Raw genomic sequence first — 18,680 nt, forward strand, 5'->3', positions numbered from 1 at the left:
CGCAAGGGATAAAAATACTCAGAAGATATTAATCATAATGGAGGAAGAAAAATGAGTACAGTTATTCCCCATTGGCTTGATAAACAAGCTGATTTGTCCCCGAATGAAATTGCAGTAGAGCTAAAAGATGGAACTACGGTAACTTTTAGTGAACTTGCTAAAAGGAGCAGAGAAAAAGCTAGAAAGCTTGCTACAGTGGATGTGAAAAAAAACGACCACGTTGCCATTCTTTCAGGAAACAGCATTGAAATGATGAAGACGATTCATGCGTGCAGTTATCTGGGTGCTGTAGTTGTTTTATTAAATATGCGGTTAACTGCTTTTGAAATCAAACAGCAAATGCAGGATGCAGAAGTTACTTTGTTAGTTACAAAAACAGAGATGGATGATTTAACAGAAATAAAACAAATAACGTTTGACCAGCTTGATCAGTTAAAAGCAACGCCTGATTGCCGGCTCTTGGAAGAAATAGAGCTATCCAATGTATTTACAATGATGTACACCTCTGGTACATCTGGTTTTCCGAAAGCTGTCCAGCATACGTATGAAAATCACTGGTGGAGTGCCACAAGTTCCAGTTTAAATTTTGGAAAGCATAATGATGATAAGTGGCTGATTCCATTGCCGCTTTTTCATGTGAGCGGTCTGTCTACGATGGTCAAAGGAATTATTTATGGGATGCCGATTTACTTACTTGAAAAATTTGATGTAGAAGCTGTTCATGATGCGATTATGAATAAGCAAGTAACGATGGCGTCTGTGGTCACAGTGATGCTGCAACGTTTGGTAAGTTATCTTGGAGAATCAAGCTATCCGGAAATCTTTCGTTGTATGCTGCTTGGAGGAGGTCCAGCACCGGAAACATTGCTGCAACAAACGAAGAAAAAACAAATTCCTGTATTTCAATCCTATGGAATGACGGAAACCTCTTCGCAAATTGTTACATTGGGCCCAAAAGATGCGCTTCGGAAAATTGGCTCAGCAGGCAAGCCGCTTTTTCCGGCTCAATTAAAAATACGGGGTAAACAGGCAAATGAAGTTGGAGAAATTCTTGTCAAAGGTCCGATGGTGACACCCGGTTATTATAATAGGCAGGAAGCGAATGAAAAGTCTTTTTCAAACGGCTGGCTGGCTACAGGAGACGTTGGTTATCTTGATGAAGAAGGTTTTTTATATGTTGTTGACCGCCGCAGTGATTTAATTATTTCCGGTGGTGAAAATATTTACCCTTCAGAAATTGAAAATATATTATTACAGATAGAAGGTGTCCGTGAAGCTGGTGTAACCGGAAAGCAAGATGAAGAATGGGGAGAAGTTCCAGTTGCTTTTGTCGTGGCAGATGAAAAAATTACGACAAAAGAGGTTGCCTCCTATTTAAAAGAAAAATTAGCACGTTATAAACAGCCAAAGGAAATATATTTTATCAGCCAGCTGCCGAGGAATGCTGCGAATAAAATGGTTCGTCAAGAACTAAAGAAATACATTTAAGTGGAAATAATGGACACTAACTACTGAATGAAGTTTCGTTTTATCACTGTAACGTATTAATTTCCAAAAAAATAGGTTTAGCTTTTTTTGAGGACGGGTAGCGATAATTATACCGTATAGAGAGGAGCATAAATCAATGGAAAATTTTATGGATGATTATTTTACAGCTAGCTTTTGGACAGGGGTTCAAAATGTAGTTATAGCACTTATTGTATTTCTTATCGTTTGGTTAATTGCTAAAGTGATAAGCAATATAGTAGAAAAAGGTTTAAAGAAAACAAAGTGGGACGATAAATTATTTAACCGGTTCCGGTTAAAAGGCGAGCCGGTCCAATCAGAAAAGTTTATCTCGAAAGCAGTTTACTACATACTGCTGCTTGTAGGCTTGATCTTATTCTTTAATATCCTCAACATGTCTATGATTGCCAATCCGTTGTCGAATTTGATTTCGACATTCTTAGACTTTATTCCGGCAGTTGTTAAGGCAGCGCTTATTTTACTACTGGCATGGGTCATTGCGACAATTGTACAATGGCTGATCGTTGAAGGAAGCAAGAAGCTGCGCATTCAGCGTCTATTTTCAAAATTAGGAATTGCAGATTCAGAAGAAGGTATTAGAAAAACAACGGAAACCGTCGGTAAATTCGCATTTTACCTTATCTTGCTCTTATTTATTCCTGGTGTACTGCAGGCTTTAAATATTCAGGGCGTAGCGGAACCATTCAGTGGTTTACTGGCTTCCGTTTTAAACTTTATCCCTAAACTTGCTGCAGCAATACTTATTTTTGCAGTAGGCTGGTTCGTTGGTAAAATTGTTCGCAGTATCGTGACAAATTTATTAGAAGCAGCAGGAACCGAAAAATGGATTCAGAAATTAAGATTGTCCAACTTATTTGAAGGGACATCTTTTGCGAAATTTGTCGGAAACATTGTATTTATCCTTATCCTGATTCCGATTACGATCTCTGCATTAGAGCAATTAGAGCTGGCAGGAATTACGGAACCGGCAATCGGTATGCTGCATAGTGTCGTACAAATGATTCCAAATATCTTGATTGCTATTGGTTTAATCTTGATTGGAATCTGGTTAGGTAAGCTGATTGGAGAATTTGTAGGAGGTTATCTAGCTAAATTAGGATTTAACCGTTTTGTTTCTACAATAAGCAATAATAAAGTGGCTGATCAGTCAAAATGGACGCCATCTTATATTGCAGGATATGTTGTACAGATTTTAATTATTTTCTTCTTAACCGTACAAGCACTGTATATTATACAGCTGGATTTCTTAGTAGGTATTGCAACCGCAATTACTGCTTATTTACCAAATGTGCTGGGAGCGGTATTGATTTTAGGTATTGCTCTATTACTTGCTTCTATGGTGCAAAAAGTACTGTTGCATCTATTAAATGGTCCTGCTACAACAGCACTTGCAGGCTTTGCGAAGTATAGTATTTTAGTTCTTGCAGCTTTTATGGCAGTATCACACTTAGGTATTGCATCAACTATTGTGAATAGTGCATTTATCTTACTTCTTGCAGCATTGGCATTAGCATTCGGTCTTGCCTTTGGTCTGGGAGGAAAAGATTTCGCTGCCAAATACCTGCAAAAATTTGATAAAACGATTGATAATACGTCCATTAACCAGGAAGGTGAACAAGATAATCCTGATCATAACGATTATCGATAAAAAGTTAGAAAAAAAAGCGTGTATACCCAAAATGGTATATGCGCTTTTTTTGCACTTTAAGTATAAAGTCAACCTCATTCAGCAGGAGTTTTCGCTGCAAAATGCTTTATGATGGGGTGAGTAATCGCAGAAATATTGTAAGGTTAATAAAATTTTATCACGGAGAACCGCCCGTAAAACTCCCGCCTCCAAATAAAGAGGGAAAATAAATTGATTTAGGCGGGAGATAACGGGCGCTAACTCCCTGAATCACTCAACTAATCATTCAGTGGGAGAAGGGCGAAAACTCCCACTGAATGAAGTTTCGTTTTATAAAAATTATATTCGATACAAGTAGACTGTAGTAAGCCTAGCTAGCGTAGTGTTTTTCCGCAGCGGTCGATTAACCTGACAACATTGGTAATCGCTGCCCCAGTCCCAGAACGAAAGAAGATTTGATAAAAAAAGATAAACCTGCCAAAAGAAAATTCTTTTCAATGATGTTTATTTTTGTTTTTAGAGGAGAATATAAGCAGGAGGTGATTATATTGGATAAACAAAAATATTTTATCAGTATCGGAGAAGGCGAAATTTCTCGAATTCCATATCAAGGGAACGATGACTTTGTTATTTATGCAACTGCTGAAGAGATACTAATGCTGCGGAGAAAATTTGAAGGCTTGCATGAGGCTAGTTTTGATACGTATAAACGTTCACATATTCCTTTTGTACCTTATCATTTAGATACAGCTAATGATGTATATGATGAAACGATCGCTGGAGTATATCAGACACTATATGATTTAGGAGATGAAAATACGAAGAACCATATTCGGACAATGGGGATCTTAGAGGAAGAATAGGTAAAATAGTACTTTAGTATAAAAATGTTTAAATGATATAATAAAAAGGTACATTATAGTATATGAAAATCAGAAGTAAAATATTTTTTTATCGGTAAAATATATTTTTTCAATAGGAAACATAGATAAAGAGAGGAAGTGCTGCCAATGAAAAAGCTCGCTTTAATTCTTTGTTTTACTATGATGATAGCAATGATTTTCTCTATCGCTGTACCTAAAGAAATTTCTATACAGGGTGACGACCAAATGGATGTATCTGCTATAGAAGCAGAAAACATTCAACCTGATAAGGAAGAAGTTATTCACGTAATGAATGGATTAGAAGACACACTAAAGCAAGAAACAGATGATTCGTATAAACTAAAAAACTATGCAACAGAGCAGGAGCTTACAGAAGCATTTGAAGCATATGTCACGCCTGAATTAGCCAGAGCTTTTGTTGATTATTATTTCCGTGTAGAAGCAGACGACGTTTATGTCATCCCAACACATACTGAACCATGGTTTCAAGAAGAAAATGAATATGATATGATAAATACATCAAATCATTCTGTACAGCTTGTACAGGAAAATGAAAATGACATGGTTGGAAGTTACACTCTTGTAGTGGAGATGCTATTTCAAAATGGCTGGAAAATTTCAGATATAAGCTATAAGTGATGACAGCTCCGTGGGAAAGTAGTGGAAGAAGTGAACGTTTTTAAGGATTATTACAATAATACGGTACAATTATCTTTTTTAGATCATCCATTTTCCAAAAATCCAAAGCATGTATGGGTCATCTGCAGATATAAAGATAAATGGTTGTTAACGGATCATAAGGAAAGAGGAATTGAGTTTCCGGGAGGGAAAGTAGAATCAGGGGAAACGGCTGATCAAGCAGCGGTCCGGGAAGTTATGGAGGAAACCGGAGCTACTGTGAAAAAGCTCCACTATATTGGACAATACAAAGTAGACGGACGTTATGAAACAGTAATTAAGAACGTTTATTTTGCAGAAATCAAAGAACTTATACCGCAGCCTACTTACTATGAAACCAAAGGTCCTGTATTATTAAAAAAAATACCGTCGAATATAAAAAGAAAAAACAATTTTAGTTTTATTATGAAGGATGCTGTATTAGAATCTTGCTTGCTCCGAATCAAAAAATCGTATGTATAAATAACAGCCAGCGCTCAGCTGGCTGTTATTTTCGTATGAGTAACTGTTCTATTTTTTCTACCGTTTTGTACATGATTGCGGCAAGGACAGCGATAATAACAAGACTGGACATAACGAGCGTAAAATCAAATACTTGGAAACCATAAATAATTAAATAACCCAATCCTTGTTTGGAAACTAAATATTCTCCCACAATTACCCCTACCCAGGAAAGTCCGACATTTACTTTTAATGTAGAAATAATGGCTGGTAACGAGGCTGGGAAAACTGCTTCTTTAAAGCATTGCCATTTTGTAGCGTCAAAGCTTCTTAATACTTTTAAATAATTTTGGTCAACCTCGTTGAAGGCTGCAAATACAACAAGGGTTGTGACAATAACAGAAATAATAAAACCCATTGCAATAATTGATAAATAGCCGGGACCGAGTGCTACGATAAGTATTGGGCCAAGCGCTACTTTTGGCATCGCGTTAAAAACTACGAGATAAGGATCCATCACTTTTGCAAAACGATGAAAGCTCCAAAGCATGGAAGCGATGATGATTCCGGCAACCGTACCAATTAAAAAGCCTAGTATGGTTTCAAACAGCGTGATTTGAATATGACTGAGTAATGATCCCTGTAAAAGTCTACTCCAAATAGAGCTGAATACGCGGGTGGGAGAGCTGAATAGAAGTGGGTCTATCCAATAAAATCTGCTTGCAACCTCCCAAAGTGCAAAAAACAAAACTAGAATAGACAGCTGCCAGGTCAGTACAATCTTCGCTTCTCTTTTTAATTTCTGCTGATAGATGGCAAATAACTTAGGACCGCTCATAAGCATTCTCCTCTTGCGGAATGACGGAATGTTTCTCCTGATCCAAGTCCGCCCAGATCTTATCAAAGAGACGACTGTATTTGGGATGTTTCCTTGCGAGAAAAGGGGATTCATCCCGTAATTCCACAGGTACTTCGTAAATTTTTTCAATAGCCCCGGGATGAGAGGACATCAGAATGATCCGATCACTCATTGAGATAGCTTCCCCGATATCATGTGTTACCAATATAGCCGTTTTTTGATAAGCTTTAAGTAAGTCAGCTACCAATACTTCCAGTTTTAATTTTGTTTGAAAGTCCAAAGCGGAAAAAGGTTCATCCAGTAAAAGAATTTCCGGCTCTGTGATAAGTGTTCTTATCAATGCTGCTCGTTGGCGCATGCCTCCAGATAATTCATTCGGATACTTATCAGCAACATTTTCCAACCCAACCTCTTCCAAAAGTGTTATTGCTCTTTGTTTTAATTCATTTGATTGCCGCTTTCTGATTCTTGGCCCGATGAGTACATTATCAATAATACTTTTCCAGGGAAACAGATAATCTTGCTGCAACATATAACCAATTTCTAAGTCACTTTCATCCATTTTTTCTCCATCCATTAAGATATCTCCTTCTGCAGGCTGAAGCATTCCAGAGATTAGAGATAGCAGGGTTGATTTCCCACAGCCGCTTGGTCCAAGTAAGGAAACAAATTCATTTTTTTTCACAGAGAAAGAGATATTTTGCAAAGCTTCTGTATATTGCTTTTTAGAAAAGTAATAATGAGATACGCCGTCTAATGTAAGATAAGACATTGTTAACCTCCTTTATTCCCCGATGATCTGCTCAGCATATTCTGTATTGACGAGATCTTCATATGGCGCATCCCCTGGAAGTTCACCGGCTTCATCCATAATATCTTTTAAATTTTCCCATGCTTCTTCTTCCAGTACTGGAGAAGTTGCAAACGATCCCTGTTGTTTGTAGCGATCGATGGCATTGGCGAGCATTTCTACATCGGTGTCTTCAAAGTAAGGCTCCACCACCTTGGCGATTTCTTCGGAGTCTGTTTCCTGCACCCATTGTTGAGCTTTATAAATTGCTCTTGTAAAGGCTTCAACCGTTTCCTCTTCTTCATCCAGGAAGCTTTGTTTTGCCATGAAGACAGTGTATGGGACTTTCCCGGATTCTTCACCGAAAGAGGCAACAATCTCGCCTTGGCCATTTGCTTCAAAAACACTTGCTGTTGGTTCGAACAGCTGGACATATTCATAATCACCGCTGGCAAAAGCTCCTGGAATGTTTGCGAAATCAATATTCTGAACTAAATTTAAATCTTCATGCGGGTTAATATCATGCTGTTTTAAAACATATTCACCAACCATCTGCGGCATTCCGCCAACACGTTGACCGAGAAATTGACTGTCACGTAAATCATCCCACTCAAAGTTTTCATCTGCTTCTTTCGCTACTAAAAAGGTTCCGTCCGTTTGGGTCAACTGTGCAAAATTCACAGCGTAATCTCTGGAATCCTGGGCATAGACATAGATAGACGTTTCTGAACCAACTAACGCAATATCTGCGCTGTCAGACAGGAGGGCAGTCATTGTTGTATCTCCGCCCCAAGTGGTTTGCAGATCAACTTCCAATCCCTCTTCTTCAAAAAAACCTTTTTCTAAAGCAACATATTGAGGCGCATAAAAAATAGATCGTGTCACTTCTGCAAGGTCTATTTGAGTTACTTTATTTTGATTACAAGCACTGATGAGGAGAAGAGAGCTTATCAATAAAATGAAACAAGAAAGCTTTCTCATTTCTATCTTCCTTTCTCTAAAAAACTGTTCTTGAACATCTTCTATAAATATATGATCAGCCGGATGATTGTGTGAATGCCTAGAAGGGGAGATGGAGTAGTGGATAATTATATAGAAAAACCCCTGTGTATCGCCTGGAGCACGATGCATAGGGGTTTTTATCGTGAAAAAAGGATAAACTCAAAAATAGGAGTCTATCCTTTAATAAAGAAGTGTGTAATTATACAGGCCGGTACACCGGTCCTGCCTGCTGAATTGCTTCACTGACTTCCGTAAATTTCTCGAAATTCATATGGAATTTACCGGCTAATTTTTTTGCTTCAATTTCATAGCTTTCCTTATCCTCCCAAGCATTTTTCGGGACAAGGACTTCATCTGGAACACCTGGAATTGATTTTGGAATCGACAGTCCAAAAATTTCATCTGTCGTCGTCTCCACATCGTTTAGTTCCCCGATTAAAGCGGAATGAACCATTGCCCGTGTATAGGATAGCTTCATTCTGCTTCCGACACCATAGGAGCCGCCGGTCCAGCCGGTGTTAATAAGAAATACATTTGCATCAAATTTATCAATTTTTTCTCCAAGCATTTCTGCATAGACAGATGGATTTAACGGTAAAAATGGAGAACCAAAACATGCTGAGAATGTTGCTACGGGTTTGGTCACACCACGTTCTGTTCCTGCTAATTTACTCGTATACCCACTTAAGAAATGGTACATTGCTTGTTCTTTTGTCAATTTACTAATTGGAGGCAGTGTACCGGAAGCATCTGCAGTCAAGAATATAATTGTATTTGGATGTCCAGCTACACTTGGCTCTAAACTATTATCAATGTTTTCTAATGGGTAAGCAGCCCGTGTGTTTTCTGTTAACGACGTATCATCATAATCTGGCACGCGTGTATTTTCATCCAATACTACATTTTCTAAGACAGATCCATAGCGGATCGCATCAAAAATTTGCGGTTCTTTTTCTGCAGATAAATTGATGCATTTCGCGTAACAGCCGCCTTCAATGTTAAATACACCATCGTCACTCCAGCCATGTTCGTCATCACCGATTAATCTTCTGTCGACATCAGCTGAAAGTGTGGTTTTTCCAGTTCCGGATAAGCCAAAAAACAAAGCGACATCGCCATCTTCTCCTACATTAGATGAGCAATGCATGGAAAGAACATCTTGCTCAGGAAGCAGGAAATTAGCTACGGAAAAGATGGATTTTTTAATCTCACCTGCATATTCCGTTCCTCCAATAAGCACAATACGCTGTTCAAAAGAAATGAAAACAAATGCTTCTGAATTTGTGCCGTCTACGTCAGGATCTGCTTTAAATCCAGGAGCAGAGATTACTGTAAAATCAACTTCATGTAATTTTTCCAGCTCTTTTTCAATAGGAATAAATAATTGTCTTGCGAATAAATTATGCCAGGCATATTCATTAATTACTTGAATAGGCAGTTTGTATTTTTCATCAGCACCAGCATAAGCTTGAAGATGAAAGATCTCTTCTTTGCTGTCTAAATATGCAATTACTTTGTCAAGCAATTGATTGAATGTATCTTCTTCAATGGACTGATTGACATTTCCCCAATCTACCTTATCCGTGGATAAAGCATCTTTTACAATAAATTTATCTCTTGGAGAACGCCCCGTATATTTTCCGGTAGTGGCACGGACTGCACCAGTTGCTGTCAATTTTGCTTCATCTCGATGAATAATTTTTTCGATAAGCTGGCCAACAGAATAGTTACTATAAATATTTGTTGAAGTGAACTCCTCCAAAATACTTCTCCGCAATATTTTCATAAAACAATTATTCACTCCTTTTAATGATGTAGAATTAATTATATCCTTAAAATTATGTTTATTAGTATAACACATTAAATAAAATAGTCCATACTAATTTATGAAAAATTATTTTTTATGCTACAAATGATAATTATCTTGACAGGAGCGGCTTGTTTCGTTAATCTAATTAATGAACGGATACTCTTATTCAGAGATGGTGGAGGGACAGCCCCGATGAAGCCCAGCAACCTCACGTAACGTGAAAGGTGCTAACCTGATGCAAGGATCATTCCTTGAACAATAAGAGAGAAAGGCCAATACGTTTCCCTTTCCTCATGTATTTTGAAGGAGAGGTTTTTTTATTTTTAGGAGACTTTTTAAATATCCTTTTTACGAGGTTTTTGAACATCCTCTAAAAATGAAAGCACATTGGGTGGAATGATAAATAAACATTGAAATAGAGTTCCGTAACACAAATGGAAAAGGGGAGTTTAGCCTTATGGCTGCAAATCGTCGTTTATTTACTTCTGAATCAGTTACTGAAGGACATCCGGATAAAATGTCTGACCAGATTTCAGACGCAATTCTGGATGAGATCCTATCGAAAGATCCGAATGCCCGGGTTGCTTGTGAAACAACCGTTACAACTGGAATAGTTTTAGTTGCAGGAGAGATTTCTACGAGTACATATGTAGATATTCCGGCAATTGTACGTGAAACGGTAAAGGGAATTGGATATACACGTGCAAAATATGGCTTTGATTCAGAAACGTGTGCTGTATTAACTGCTATTGATGAACAATCTCCTGATATTGCCGGCGGTGTGGATGTCGCTTTAGAAGCAAGACAAGGGCAGGAGAGTGAAGAAGAAATTGAGGCTATTGGAGCAGGTGACCAGGGATTAATGTTTGGTTATGCATGCAATGAAACAGAGGAGCTTATGCCTCTGCCGATTTCTTTAGCACACCGTTTATCAAGAAGATTAGCAGATGTTCGGAAAGAAAAGATTGTTGGCTACCTGCGACCAGATGGAAAAACACAGGTAACTATTGAATATGGTGAAAATGATCAGCCGTTACGTGTGGATACCATTGTGATCTCCACACAGCACCATCCAGATATTACAAATGAACAAATTGAAGCGGATGTTATCAAGCATGTTGTGGAAGAAGTTGTTCCAAGTGAATTATTGGATGAAAAAACAAAATACTTTATTAATCCGACTGGACGCTTTGTATTAGGTGGACCACAAGGGGATGTTGGATTGACAGGAAGAAAAATCATTGTAGACACATACGGTGGTTATGCAAGACATGGTGGCGGTGCTTTTAGTGGGAAAGATGCAACCAAAGTAGATCGTTCTGCTGCTTATGCTGCCCGCTATGTTGCTAAAAATATCGTCGCTGCAGGACTTGCTGATTCATGTGAAGTTCAATTAGCATATGCTATTGGTGTGGCGCAGCCTGTCTCTATCTCTATTAATACATTTGGTACAGGTGAGGTTAGTGAAGAAAAACTGGTTGAAGCAGTACGAGAGCTGTTTGATTTACGGCCGGCAGGCATTATCCGGATGCTCGACCTGAAAAGACCGATCTTTAAAAATACAGCTGCTTATGGTCATTTTGGACGTACAGATATTTCATTCCCGTGGGAAAAAACTGATAAAGTAGAAGAATTAAAAGCATTAACGATACAATAAAAAAACGTCAGGTGTCTAAGGGATGCCTGACGTTTTTTTACATATGAAAAATAAATCTGAATCTATTTATTTGAATGGACAGATTGTTCCTTTAAATAATATTGCCCTTTTTCTACATACGATTTGCGGATGCGCTCCATTTCTTGAAAGTCATCATCTGTTAATTCACGGACAACTTTAGCTGGTCTGCCCATTGCCAATGTTTTAGGCGGTATTTTTTTCCCTGGAGGCACCAGACTTCCAGCTCCAATGAAGGCATGTTCACCAATTTCTGCACCGTCTAAAATAATCGATCCCATCCCGATAAGCGCATGATGGCGTATGATAGCAGAATGTAAGGTCACTTGATGCCCGACAGTTACATCGTCTTCAAGAATTAACGGCATATTCGGGCTTTGATGCAGCATAGAAAGATCCTGGACGTTTGTTCGTTTTCCAATTTTCGTAGGTGCGATGTCGCCGCGAATAACAGTATGAAACCAAATACTTGCTTCTGCTTCAATTGTCACATCACCATTAATGACAGCGTTTTTAGCAATAAATGCTGTCGAATCAATAGACGGGCTGACACCTTTATAAGATTCAATCATCGTTATTCCTCCAACTTAACTATTAATAATGAAAGTATATCAAAGGAATTATTATTCGAAAAGATACCCAAGGTTTTTAAAGTTTCCCGCCATTTTAAAGAATGGAGCATTTGTTTAAATTGCATTTTTCCATCTGTAGGCATATATTCTAGCTCTTTTATTTAATATGAATAATAAGTTTGAATGTATATTTATTTCTTTTTATCCTCTACAGATACGAATCTTTTTATGGTAGAATAAATAAGCTAGTTACTTAATGATAGCAAATATAAAGAGATAAACGCTATTCAAGGAAATTCCGTATTGTTAAATGAAACTGACAATGGAGGAGTAACAGTTATTCCAGTCACTGCTGGAATAAGCAATTGTATAAATCTGTTTTAGTCTATGGATGCTGAACGAGCCATACATACAAGCGAACTTTTACAGAGAGAAATTTATTAAAATGAAGTTTTGCATGTGATGAAAAAAACTGATTTATCGTTAAAAATGGGGTTGTACTTTCATGTTGATTCAAATTGTAATAGGGATTTTATTTTTTATTGGTGTCTATATACTGATAAGTGATGAAGAAAAATGGCTGCGGCTGACAACGTATAGTTATTTTATTTTGTTAACCATTATTTTTGTGATCGGGTATATTAATCAGTTAAATAATCTGCAAGAGCCTGAACTGTTCGATATCTCTGCTCTGCGTAATTGGATTTACTTATTTGGTTATTTATATTCGGTTCCGATCATGATTGTATCAGCATATATTTGGATTCCTTATCCCAAAAAGTATAAGACATTACGGTCCCGTGTGCTTATGATTTCTCTTATTGTATTTATTATCATGACAGCTGGACATTTCTTAAATTTATTTTTCCGGTTATTATTTTTAGGAATTGCATAAGAAACGCTCTCTTAACATTTAGGAGCGTTTCTTTTTTTCGATAGCGATTAAAAATGGCGATTGATTTTGCTGATTAATAAATTTGTATTGAAGCACTTGATATGCTTTTTGGTCTAATTGAGAAGTATAAGAAAGAACAGCATCTTTTTCTTCCTCGCCGCCCGGGTGCCCATAATAAATAACCAGGATAACCAGCCCGTTTGGTTTTAATCTTTCTAATACAGCTTCGATCGCTGCTAATGTAGAAGGGGCTTTGGTAACAATTGATTTATCACTTTTTGGTAAATACCCAAGGTTGAAAATAGCTCCGTCAAAAAAGTCTTCTTCGATATAGTTAAGTAAACTCTCATGACTATCTTGAATGAGGGATACATTCTGGCAGTTGTGTTCTTGAAGCTTTTCTTTTGTTTTTTGAATCGCCTGTTCCTGAATGTCAAATCCATATACCTTGCCGGAGGGTCCTACTGTCCGGCTCAACAATAAGGTATCATTACCATTTCCGCAGGTTGCGTCAATGGCAACATCTCCTTCTTCCAGGCTTTCTTTTAACAGTTCATGTGCACAGGTTAAAACATTTAATAGCATGCTGCTGTCTCCTTGTCTATTTTTCCAATTTGGGTATGGTACGTTTCTTGCTTTATTATAACAAGAAAAGTGGTACAATGTTTGTTGCAACTTAATTTTTGATAGAACCTCAACCGATGAAAGTTTTACATTATAAAACGAAACTTCATTCAGTGGGAGTTTTACGGGCGGTTCTCCGTGATAAATTTTTCCCGAAACAATCATTAATACGATTAAATTATATTTTTACATAAATACGGTTTCCAATTATGAAAATAAGTGTATACTAAGAATAAGATAGCCTTTGGCTGAAATCTTACTTACTATATAAGTGCTGTTATGGCTTATGTAGTATAGGTATATGGGATTTTACAAAGCAGACTAAGCTCTTTAAGGGGAAGTCAAGTTTTCGAAGCAGCTTGACACGGAATATTTATTTCATTATAATTCCAATATCTATCATAAAATGAAAGACGATGAAAAAGGACTAGTAATAGGTTATATCAGTTCTAGAGAAGCAGTGGATGGTGCAAACTGTTACTGATAAACGTGTGAACTCACCTTTTTAGTTTGCAGTAGTGAAAAAAGTAACTGCTGTCGTTTCATCAACGTTATCGATGTCAAGCGAACGCTATATGCGTTAATTTGGGTGGTACCGCGGGAATAAAATCACAGCTTCTCGTCCCTTTGTTGGGATGAGTGGCTTTTTTTGTACCTAATTTTACCAAAGTAAAGTTAGGATAGAAGTTCGTGTCGTATGTGATTGACGATACAAGAGTTATGAAGGAAAGGAAGGATTGCGATGAGTTTTCAGCATAAGGAAATCGAAAAAAAATGGCAAAAATATTGGGATAATCATCAAACATTCAAAACAAATACATTTTCTAATAAAGAAAAATTTTATGCACTTGATATGTTTCCTTATCCATCTGGTCAGGGCTTGCACGTTGGGCACCCGGAAGGATATACAGCAACAGATATTTTAGCCAGAATGAAAAGAATGCAGGGATATGAGGTCATGCATCCGATGGGATGGGATGCTTTTGGACTTCCGGCAGAGCAATACGCCATTGATACAGGTAACAGTCCCAAGGAATTTACAGAAGCTAATATTCAAACCTTTAAGAGACAGATTAAAGAGCTTGGTTTTTCTTATGATTGGGACAGAGAAATTAATACAACAGACCCTGATTATTATAAGTGGACACAGTGGATTTTCAAAAAGCTTTATGAAAATGATCTGGCTTATATGGATGAAGTAGCTGTCAACTGGTGTCCTGCTCTTGGAACAGTTCTTGCGAATGAAGAAGTTATTGATGGAAAGAGTGAACGTGGAGGACATCCGGTAGTTCGTAAACCAATGAAACAATGGATGCTTAAAATAACGGCATATGCAGATCGGCTGCTTTCTGATTTGGAAGAATTGGATTGGCCGGAAAGCCTGAAGGAAATGCAGCGTAACTGGATTGGGCGTTCAGAAGGTGCAGAGGTAACGTTTTCTATTGAAGGACATGAGGAAACATTTACTGTATTTACAACACGTCCGGATACATTGTTCGGAGCAACGTATGCTGTCATGGCACCAGAACATGAATTTGTTGAAAAAATTACAACAGCAGAACAAAAAGAAGCAGTGGAAAAATATTTGCATGACGTACAAACCAAGTCTGACTTAGAGCGTACCGATCTTGCCAAAGAAAAAACAGGTGTATTTACAGGAGCTTATGCGATTAATCCTGTTAATGAAGAGAAAATGCCGATTTGGGTAGCGGACTATGTATTGATGAGTTATGGAAGTGGCGCAATCATGGCAGTTCCAGGACATGACGAGCGTGACTATGAATTTGCTTCCGTATTTGACTTGCCGATCAGGGAAGTGGTCGCTGGCGGAAATCTGGAAGAGGAAGCTTATATTGGAGACGGTCCTCATGTTAATTCTGGATTCTTAGATGGGCTGGATAAAGACGAAGCGATTTCCAAAATGATTGCATGGCTGGAAGAAAACAATAAAGGTACGAAGAAAATTACGTACCGTTTGCGCGACTGGCTTTTTGCGAGACAGCGTTATTGGGGAGAGCCGATTCCTATCATTCATTGGGAAGACGGCAGCATGACTGCTGTGCCGGATGAGGATCTTCCGTTGGAGCTTCCGGAAATGACCGAAATTAAACCGTCGGGAACTGGAGAGTCTCCACTTGCTAATAATGAAGCATGGGTAAATGTTGTAGACCCGGAAACTGGAATGAAAGGCAGAAGAGAAACGAATACGATGCCGCAATGGGCGGGCAGCTGCTGGTATTTCCTTCGTTATATTGATCCGAATAATACAGAACAGCTTGCCGATCCAAAAGCTCTGGAAAAATGGCTGCCAATCGATATTTATATCGGTGGAGCAGAGCATGCCGTGCTTCACCTGCTATATGCACGGTTTTGGCATAAATTCCTGTATGACATTGGTGTTGTTTCAACGAAAGAGCCATTCCAAAAATTATACAATCAAGGTATGATTCTTGGAGAAGGTAACGAGAAGATGAGTAAATCAAAAGGGAATGTTGTAAATCCGGATGATATCATTGCAACTCATGGTGCAGATACGCTAAGGTTGTATGAAATGTTCATGGGACCTTTAGATGCTTCCGTTGCCTGGTCTACAAACGGTTTGGATGGCTCACGCCGTTTCTTGGATCGTGTCTGGAGGCTATATATCAATGATGATAATTCATTAACAGATAAGATTACAGATGAAGCCGCAACCGAACTGGATAAGGTGTATCATGAAACAGTCAAAAAAGTGACAGAGGACTTTGAAAATCTTCACTTTAATACAGGAATTTCACAAATGATGGTATTTGTGAATGAATGTTATAAAGCAGATTCTATTCCGAAAAACTATGCAGAAGGTTTTGTGAAACTTCTTTCTCCAGTTGCACCGCATATGTGCGAAGAAATTTGGCAAAAACTTGGCAATGAAGACTCTATCAGTTTGGCTGGATGGCCTGCTTACGATGAATCGAAGCTTGTGGAAGAAGAAGTTGAGGTTGTATTGCAGGTGATGGGCAAGGTACGTGCAAAACTAAGCGTTCCTGCAGGCACTGCAAAAGATGACCTTGAAAAATTGGCTTTAAACCAAGAAAGTATACAACAATGGCTGGAAGGAAAGACAATTCGAAAAGTAATTGTTGTTCCAGATAAACTTGTTAATGTTGTTGCTAATTAATTCATTGATTTCCTAATTAAAAACCGGACTATAATCAAAAATCGCTTGGCGGAAATTGATTATAGTCCGGTTTTTTATAATTTCTAAGAACCATAAATATTAGCTGGAAGTATTATTTAAACGTGGAAGGTCTGTTTGTAAGTTTGTTTCCAGCAGCATCCATTTATCATCATCATCATACACCCAAATCGACTCCACGGTTCCAATTCCATCTGCATGATAGGCACCGCTGATTTGCTGAAAGCTCTTAAGACCTTTTTGATTTTCACTGTCTAAGTCAATGATGTCAAAAAAGGCAACCGGGTCAATCATGAGCGTTGTCGGTTCCAGAAGTTTACCCTGCTCATCGTACAGCTTTAAACGAATATATTCTTCTTTTTGTCCAGAGACATCTAAAATAATGGGATCTTCTTTCGGCAGCAGCTGAACAGATACTCGAAAATCATCTATAAATTCCCCTTGTACTGGTTGTTCTGTTGGAAGAGGAAGCTCGATAAAATCATCTTTTTTCCATTGATTCAGCTGGGAAGTATATAACCCGCCGCTTCCGCCGGTTGGGCTCTGGTAAAGGATATCCAAGACACCGTTATGAGTTAAATCCGCAAATTGCAATTCCGGGTCATATCCTCCGCCATAGTTGATCCGCCATGTTTTATCAGAGGAGGGACTGGAAATGTCAACCCAAATATCCTGATAATAAACACCATCAGCAGCAAATAATTTTCCTTTTAACTCCAGCCGTTCTTTCTCTCCATCTCCTGTAACATCCTCTTCGTACGTATGGATAAGCATAGCATCATTCGAAGCTGCTTCTGCCGGGGAGAAAAAGAGAGCTAAAAACAATAAACTAATATAAGCCATCGTAACACCTTCTATTCATAAAATGATTAAGTTTTGCCTTAGTTTAATCAAACGATTTGAATCCTATTCATAATGCATTTAATATAATAAAGAAGGAAAATAGAAGGAGATGAGATAAAATGGCAGATATTAAAGAACTTACTCCGGCAGAAGTGGATTCTATAAGAGAAAATGATAATATCCAGCTGATTGACGTCAGAGAAGATGAAGAAGTAGCGCAAGGAATGATTGAAAATGCATTGCATATTCCTTTAGGTGACATACCGGATGCTTATGAGGAGTTAGATCAAGATAAGAAATATATTATGATTTGCCGATCGGGTAGAAGAAGCCACAACGCAACCGCTTTTTTACAAGAGCAAGGGTTTAATGTATCAAACATGAGCGGCGGAATGCTGGAGTGGGATGGAGAAATTACTATTAAATAAATTCTATAAGCTTGATGAATATATGCTGATTTTGTAAAGGAAAGGATATTCCGCGGGAAAATAAAATCTCGCGGGATTTTTATGCGGATTTTGTTTGCGGACAAGTGAAATGTATCTGCATGTTTTTATATAATGAAGTAAGCTTAAATAATTTTTGGTTACGGAAGTTTTGGATCCTTCAATTCATACAGTGGCTGCGTATCTTAATATAATTAAATATTGTGTTCATATAGACTTACGGTATGCGTATCTGACAGATTTTTTGATTTTTAAGATAGAATGAGTTTTAACAAGAGTAATATGAAGACACTATACAGGTTTTAGAGGTAAATGAAAGAACGCAAAAAAAGACATGAAATGCGGCTTTATCGTAGTGTGAATCGGCTGCAAACCTCACGTTTCGGAAACTAAAATATGTTATTACTATGCGAGGGACGGGCAGCTGCTAACGGGCCGAATCGCTCTTGCCTGCAGGGTGACATTTCACTTTATTTAATCTCTTGGCAGATAAAAAATTTGCTTGTTTTGTGTTGACTTAATTTGTCGATAATGCTATAATAAATATCCAATGTTGAGTTAGCGACTTTGTGAAAATACTTTTATGAAAAAGTTGTTGACGAGCTGTTGGATGTGTGATATATTAATAAAGTTGCTGATTTGAACAGCGACAAACAAATTGCTCTTTGAAAACTGAACAAAACAACCAGTACGAAAGAAGAAAAACAACCTCGTTTTTCTTAAAGAAATAAGTCAGAAGTAGACTTCTGAAAGCTAAAGTATTCAAACACTTTTATGGAGAGTTTGATCTTGGCTCAGGACGAACGCTGGCGGCGTGCCTAATACATGCAAG

The 18,680-nt window shown here is 37.9% G+C and carries 16 protein-coding genes, 1 rRNA gene, 1 riboswitch and 1 other annotated feature; of the genes, 10 read left to right on the plus strand and 7 right to left on the minus strand.

The features are described from left to right. Nucleotides 1-51: 51 nt before the first annotated feature. From BN986_RS07595 to ytkD, 5 genes are all read left to right on the plus strand, one after another. Nucleotides 52-1,488, plus strand: a complete 1,437-nt coding sequence (locus tag BN986_RS07595; RefSeq protein ID WP_040979056.1) for an o-succinylbenzoate--CoA ligase — start codon at nt 52-54, stop codon at nt 1,486-1,488. 136 nt (nt 1,489-1,624) lie between these two features. Beyond that, a complete protein-coding gene (locus BN986_RS07600; protein WP_052400679.1) occupies nt 1,625-3,175 on the plus strand; it encodes a mechanosensitive ion channel in 1,551 nt (516 codons plus the stop codon). 527 nt (nt 3,176-3,702) lie between these two features. Beyond that, the gene (locus BN986_RS07605; RefSeq protein WP_040979057.1) at nt 3,703-4,017 is read left to right on the plus strand and encodes a hypothetical protein; all 315 of its coding nucleotides are present in this window, start codon (nt 3,703-3,705) and stop codon (nt 4,015-4,017) included. A gap of 147 nt (nt 4,018-4,164) precedes the next feature. Further along, complete coding sequence (locus tag BN986_RS07610; RefSeq protein ID WP_052400680.1) at nt 4,165-4,677, plus strand: hypothetical protein; 513 nt, start codon at nt 4,165-4,167, stop codon at nt 4,675-4,677. A gap of 30 nt (nt 4,678-4,707) precedes the next feature. After that, a complete protein-coding gene (ytkD, locus tag BN986_RS07615; RefSeq protein ID WP_040979264.1) occupies nt 4,708-5,178 on the plus strand; it encodes an RNA deprotection pyrophosphohydrolase in 471 nt (156 codons plus the stop codon). Nucleotides 5,179-5,203: 25 nt separating this feature from the next. Here the strand turns inward: ytkD and BN986_RS07620 are convergent, their stop codons facing one another. The 4 genes from BN986_RS07620 to pckA form a co-directional block, all read right to left on the minus strand. Continuing rightward, nucleotides 5,204-5,995, minus strand: a complete 792-nt coding sequence (locus tag BN986_RS07620) for an ABC transporter permease (RefSeq protein ID WP_148417076.1) — start codon at nt 5,993-5,995, stop codon at nt 5,204-5,206. Further along, the gene (locus BN986_RS07625) at nt 5,982-6,788 is read right to left on the minus strand and encodes an ABC transporter ATP-binding protein (protein ID WP_040979059.1); all 807 of its coding nucleotides are present in this window, start codon (nt 6,786-6,788) and stop codon (nt 5,982-5,984) included. Before BN986_RS07625 ends, BN986_RS07620 begins: the two co-directional genes overlap by 14 nt. Before the next feature lie 12 nt (nt 6,789-6,800). Further along, nucleotides 6,801-7,787 carry an ABC transporter substrate-binding protein gene (locus tag BN986_RS07630; RefSeq protein ID WP_040979060.1) on the minus strand — a complete coding sequence of 329 codons (987 nt, stop codon included), beginning with the start codon at nt 7,785-7,787 and terminating at the stop codon, nt 6,801-6,803. A 220-nt stretch (nt 7,788-8,007) separates the two neighbouring features. Beyond that, nucleotides 8,008-9,594, minus strand: coding sequence for a phosphoenolpyruvate carboxykinase (ATP) (gene pckA, locus BN986_RS07635; protein WP_040979061.1), 1,587 nt, complete (start codon nt 9,592-9,594; stop codon nt 8,008-8,010). 183 nt (nt 9,595-9,777) lie between these two features. Next, a riboswitch (SAM riboswitch) is annotated at nt 9,778-9,883 on the plus strand. Nucleotides 9,884-10,075: 192 nt separating this feature from the next. Between pckA and metK the strand changes: the two genes are divergently transcribed. After that, nucleotides 10,076-11,275, plus strand: coding sequence for a methionine adenosyltransferase (gene metK, locus BN986_RS07640; RefSeq protein ID WP_040979062.1), 1,200 nt, complete (start codon nt 10,076-10,078; stop codon nt 11,273-11,275). Nucleotides 11,276-11,337: 62 nt separating this feature from the next. On the opposite strand, the gene BN986_RS07645 is transcribed toward metK, so the two are convergent. After that, entirely contained in the window at nt 11,338-11,865 is a 528-nt protein-coding gene (locus BN986_RS07645; protein WP_040979064.1) for a gamma carbonic anhydrase, read from the minus strand. A 505-nt stretch (nt 11,866-12,370) separates the two neighbouring features. Between BN986_RS07645 and BN986_RS07650 the strand changes: the two genes are divergently transcribed. Then, a complete protein-coding gene (locus tag BN986_RS07650; protein WP_040979065.1) occupies nt 12,371-12,760 on the plus strand; it encodes a hypothetical protein in 390 nt (129 codons plus the stop codon). Nucleotides 12,761-12,778: 18 nt separating this feature from the next. On the opposite strand, the gene mnmM is transcribed toward BN986_RS07650, so the two are convergent. Then, the gene (gene mnmM, locus BN986_RS07655; protein WP_040979067.1) at nt 12,779-13,345 is read right to left on the minus strand and encodes a tRNA 5-(aminomethyl)-2-thiouridylate-methyltransferase MnmM; all 567 of its coding nucleotides are present in this window, start codon (nt 13,343-13,345) and stop codon (nt 12,779-12,781) included. Nucleotides 13,346-13,791: 446 nt separating this feature from the next. Next, nucleotides 13,792-14,014 (plus strand) — a binding site (T-box leader). A gap of 112 nt (nt 14,015-14,126) precedes the next feature. Between mnmM and leuS the strand changes: the two genes are divergently transcribed. Further along, a complete protein-coding gene (gene leuS / locus BN986_RS07660) occupies nt 14,127-16,541 on the plus strand; it encodes a leucine--tRNA ligase (RefSeq protein ID WP_040979068.1) in 2,415 nt (804 codons plus the stop codon). Between the two features lie 99 nt (nt 16,542-16,640). Here leuS and BN986_RS07665 read toward each other — a convergent pair whose 3' ends face one another. Continuing rightward, nucleotides 16,641-17,402, minus strand: coding sequence for a hypothetical protein (locus BN986_RS07665; protein ID WP_040979069.1), 762 nt, complete (start codon nt 17,400-17,402; stop codon nt 16,641-16,643). Between the two features lie 119 nt (nt 17,403-17,521). Between BN986_RS07665 and BN986_RS07670 the strand changes: the two genes are divergently transcribed. Both BN986_RS07670 and BN986_RS07675 read left to right on the plus strand, forming a co-directional pair. Continuing rightward, on the plus strand, nt 17,522-17,830 hold the full coding sequence (locus tag BN986_RS07670) for a rhodanese-like domain-containing protein (protein ID WP_040979070.1): 309 nt from the start codon (nt 17,522-17,524) through the stop codon (nt 17,828-17,830). Nucleotides 17,831-18,619: 789 nt separating this feature from the next. Next, nucleotides 18,620-18,680, plus strand: a 16S ribosomal RNA gene (locus BN986_RS07675); the annotation flags it as partial.

Source organism: Oceanobacillus jeddahensis (assembly GCF_000750635.1).
GTDB lineage: Bacteria > Bacillota > Bacilli > Bacillales > Amphibacillaceae > Oceanobacillus > Oceanobacillus jeddahense.

Bases quoted from the DNA above. Each gene is read 5' to 3' on its own strand.
- BN986_RS07610 (WP_052400680.1), top strand. From the start codon at position 4,165: ATGAAAAAGCTCGCTTTAATTCTTTGTTTTACTATGATGATAGCAATG.
- BN986_RS07650 (WP_040979065.1), top strand. From the start codon at position 12,371: ATGTTGATTCAAATTGTAATAGGGATTTTATTTTTTATTGGTGTCTAT.
- BN986_RS07600 (WP_052400679.1), top strand. From the start codon at position 1,625: ATGGAAAATTTTATGGATGATTATTTTACAGCTAGCTTTTGGACAGGG.
- metK (WP_040979062.1), top strand. From the start codon at position 10,076: ATGGCTGCAAATCGTCGTTTATTTACTTCTGAATCAGTTACTGAAGGA.
- BN986_RS07620 (WP_148417076.1), bottom strand. From the start codon at position 5,995: ATGAGCGGTCCTAAGTTATTTGCCATCTATCAGCAGAAATTAAAAAGA.
- pckA (WP_040979061.1), bottom strand. From the start codon at position 9,594: ATGAAAATATTGCGGAGAAGTATTTTGGAGGAGTTCACTTCAACAAAT.
- leuS (WP_040979068.1), top strand. From the start codon at position 14,127: ATGAGTTTTCAGCATAAGGAAATCGAAAAAAAATGGCAAAAATATTGG.
- mnmM (WP_040979067.1), bottom strand. From the start codon at position 13,345: ATGCTATTAAATGTTTTAACCTGTGCACATGAACTGTTAAAAGAAAGC.
- BN986_RS07665 (WP_040979069.1), bottom strand. From the start codon at position 17,402: ATGGCTTATATTAGTTTATTGTTTTTAGCTCTCTTTTTCTCCCCGGCA.
- BN986_RS07630 (WP_040979060.1), bottom strand. From the start codon at position 7,787: ATGAGAAAGCTTTCTTGTTTCATTTTATTGATAAGCTCTCTTCTCCTC.
- BN986_RS07595 (WP_040979056.1), top strand. From the start codon at position 52: ATGAGTACAGTTATTCCCCATTGGCTTGATAAACAAGCTGATTTGTCC.
- BN986_RS07625 (WP_040979059.1), bottom strand. From the start codon at position 6,788: ATGTCTTATCTTACATTAGACGGCGTATCTCATTATTACTTTTCTAAA.
- BN986_RS07645 (WP_040979064.1), bottom strand. From the start codon at position 11,865: ATGATTGAATCTTATAAAGGTGTCAGCCCGTCTATTGATTCGACAGCA.
- BN986_RS07670 (WP_040979070.1), top strand. From the start codon at position 17,522: ATGGCAGATATTAAAGAACTTACTCCGGCAGAAGTGGATTCTATAAGA.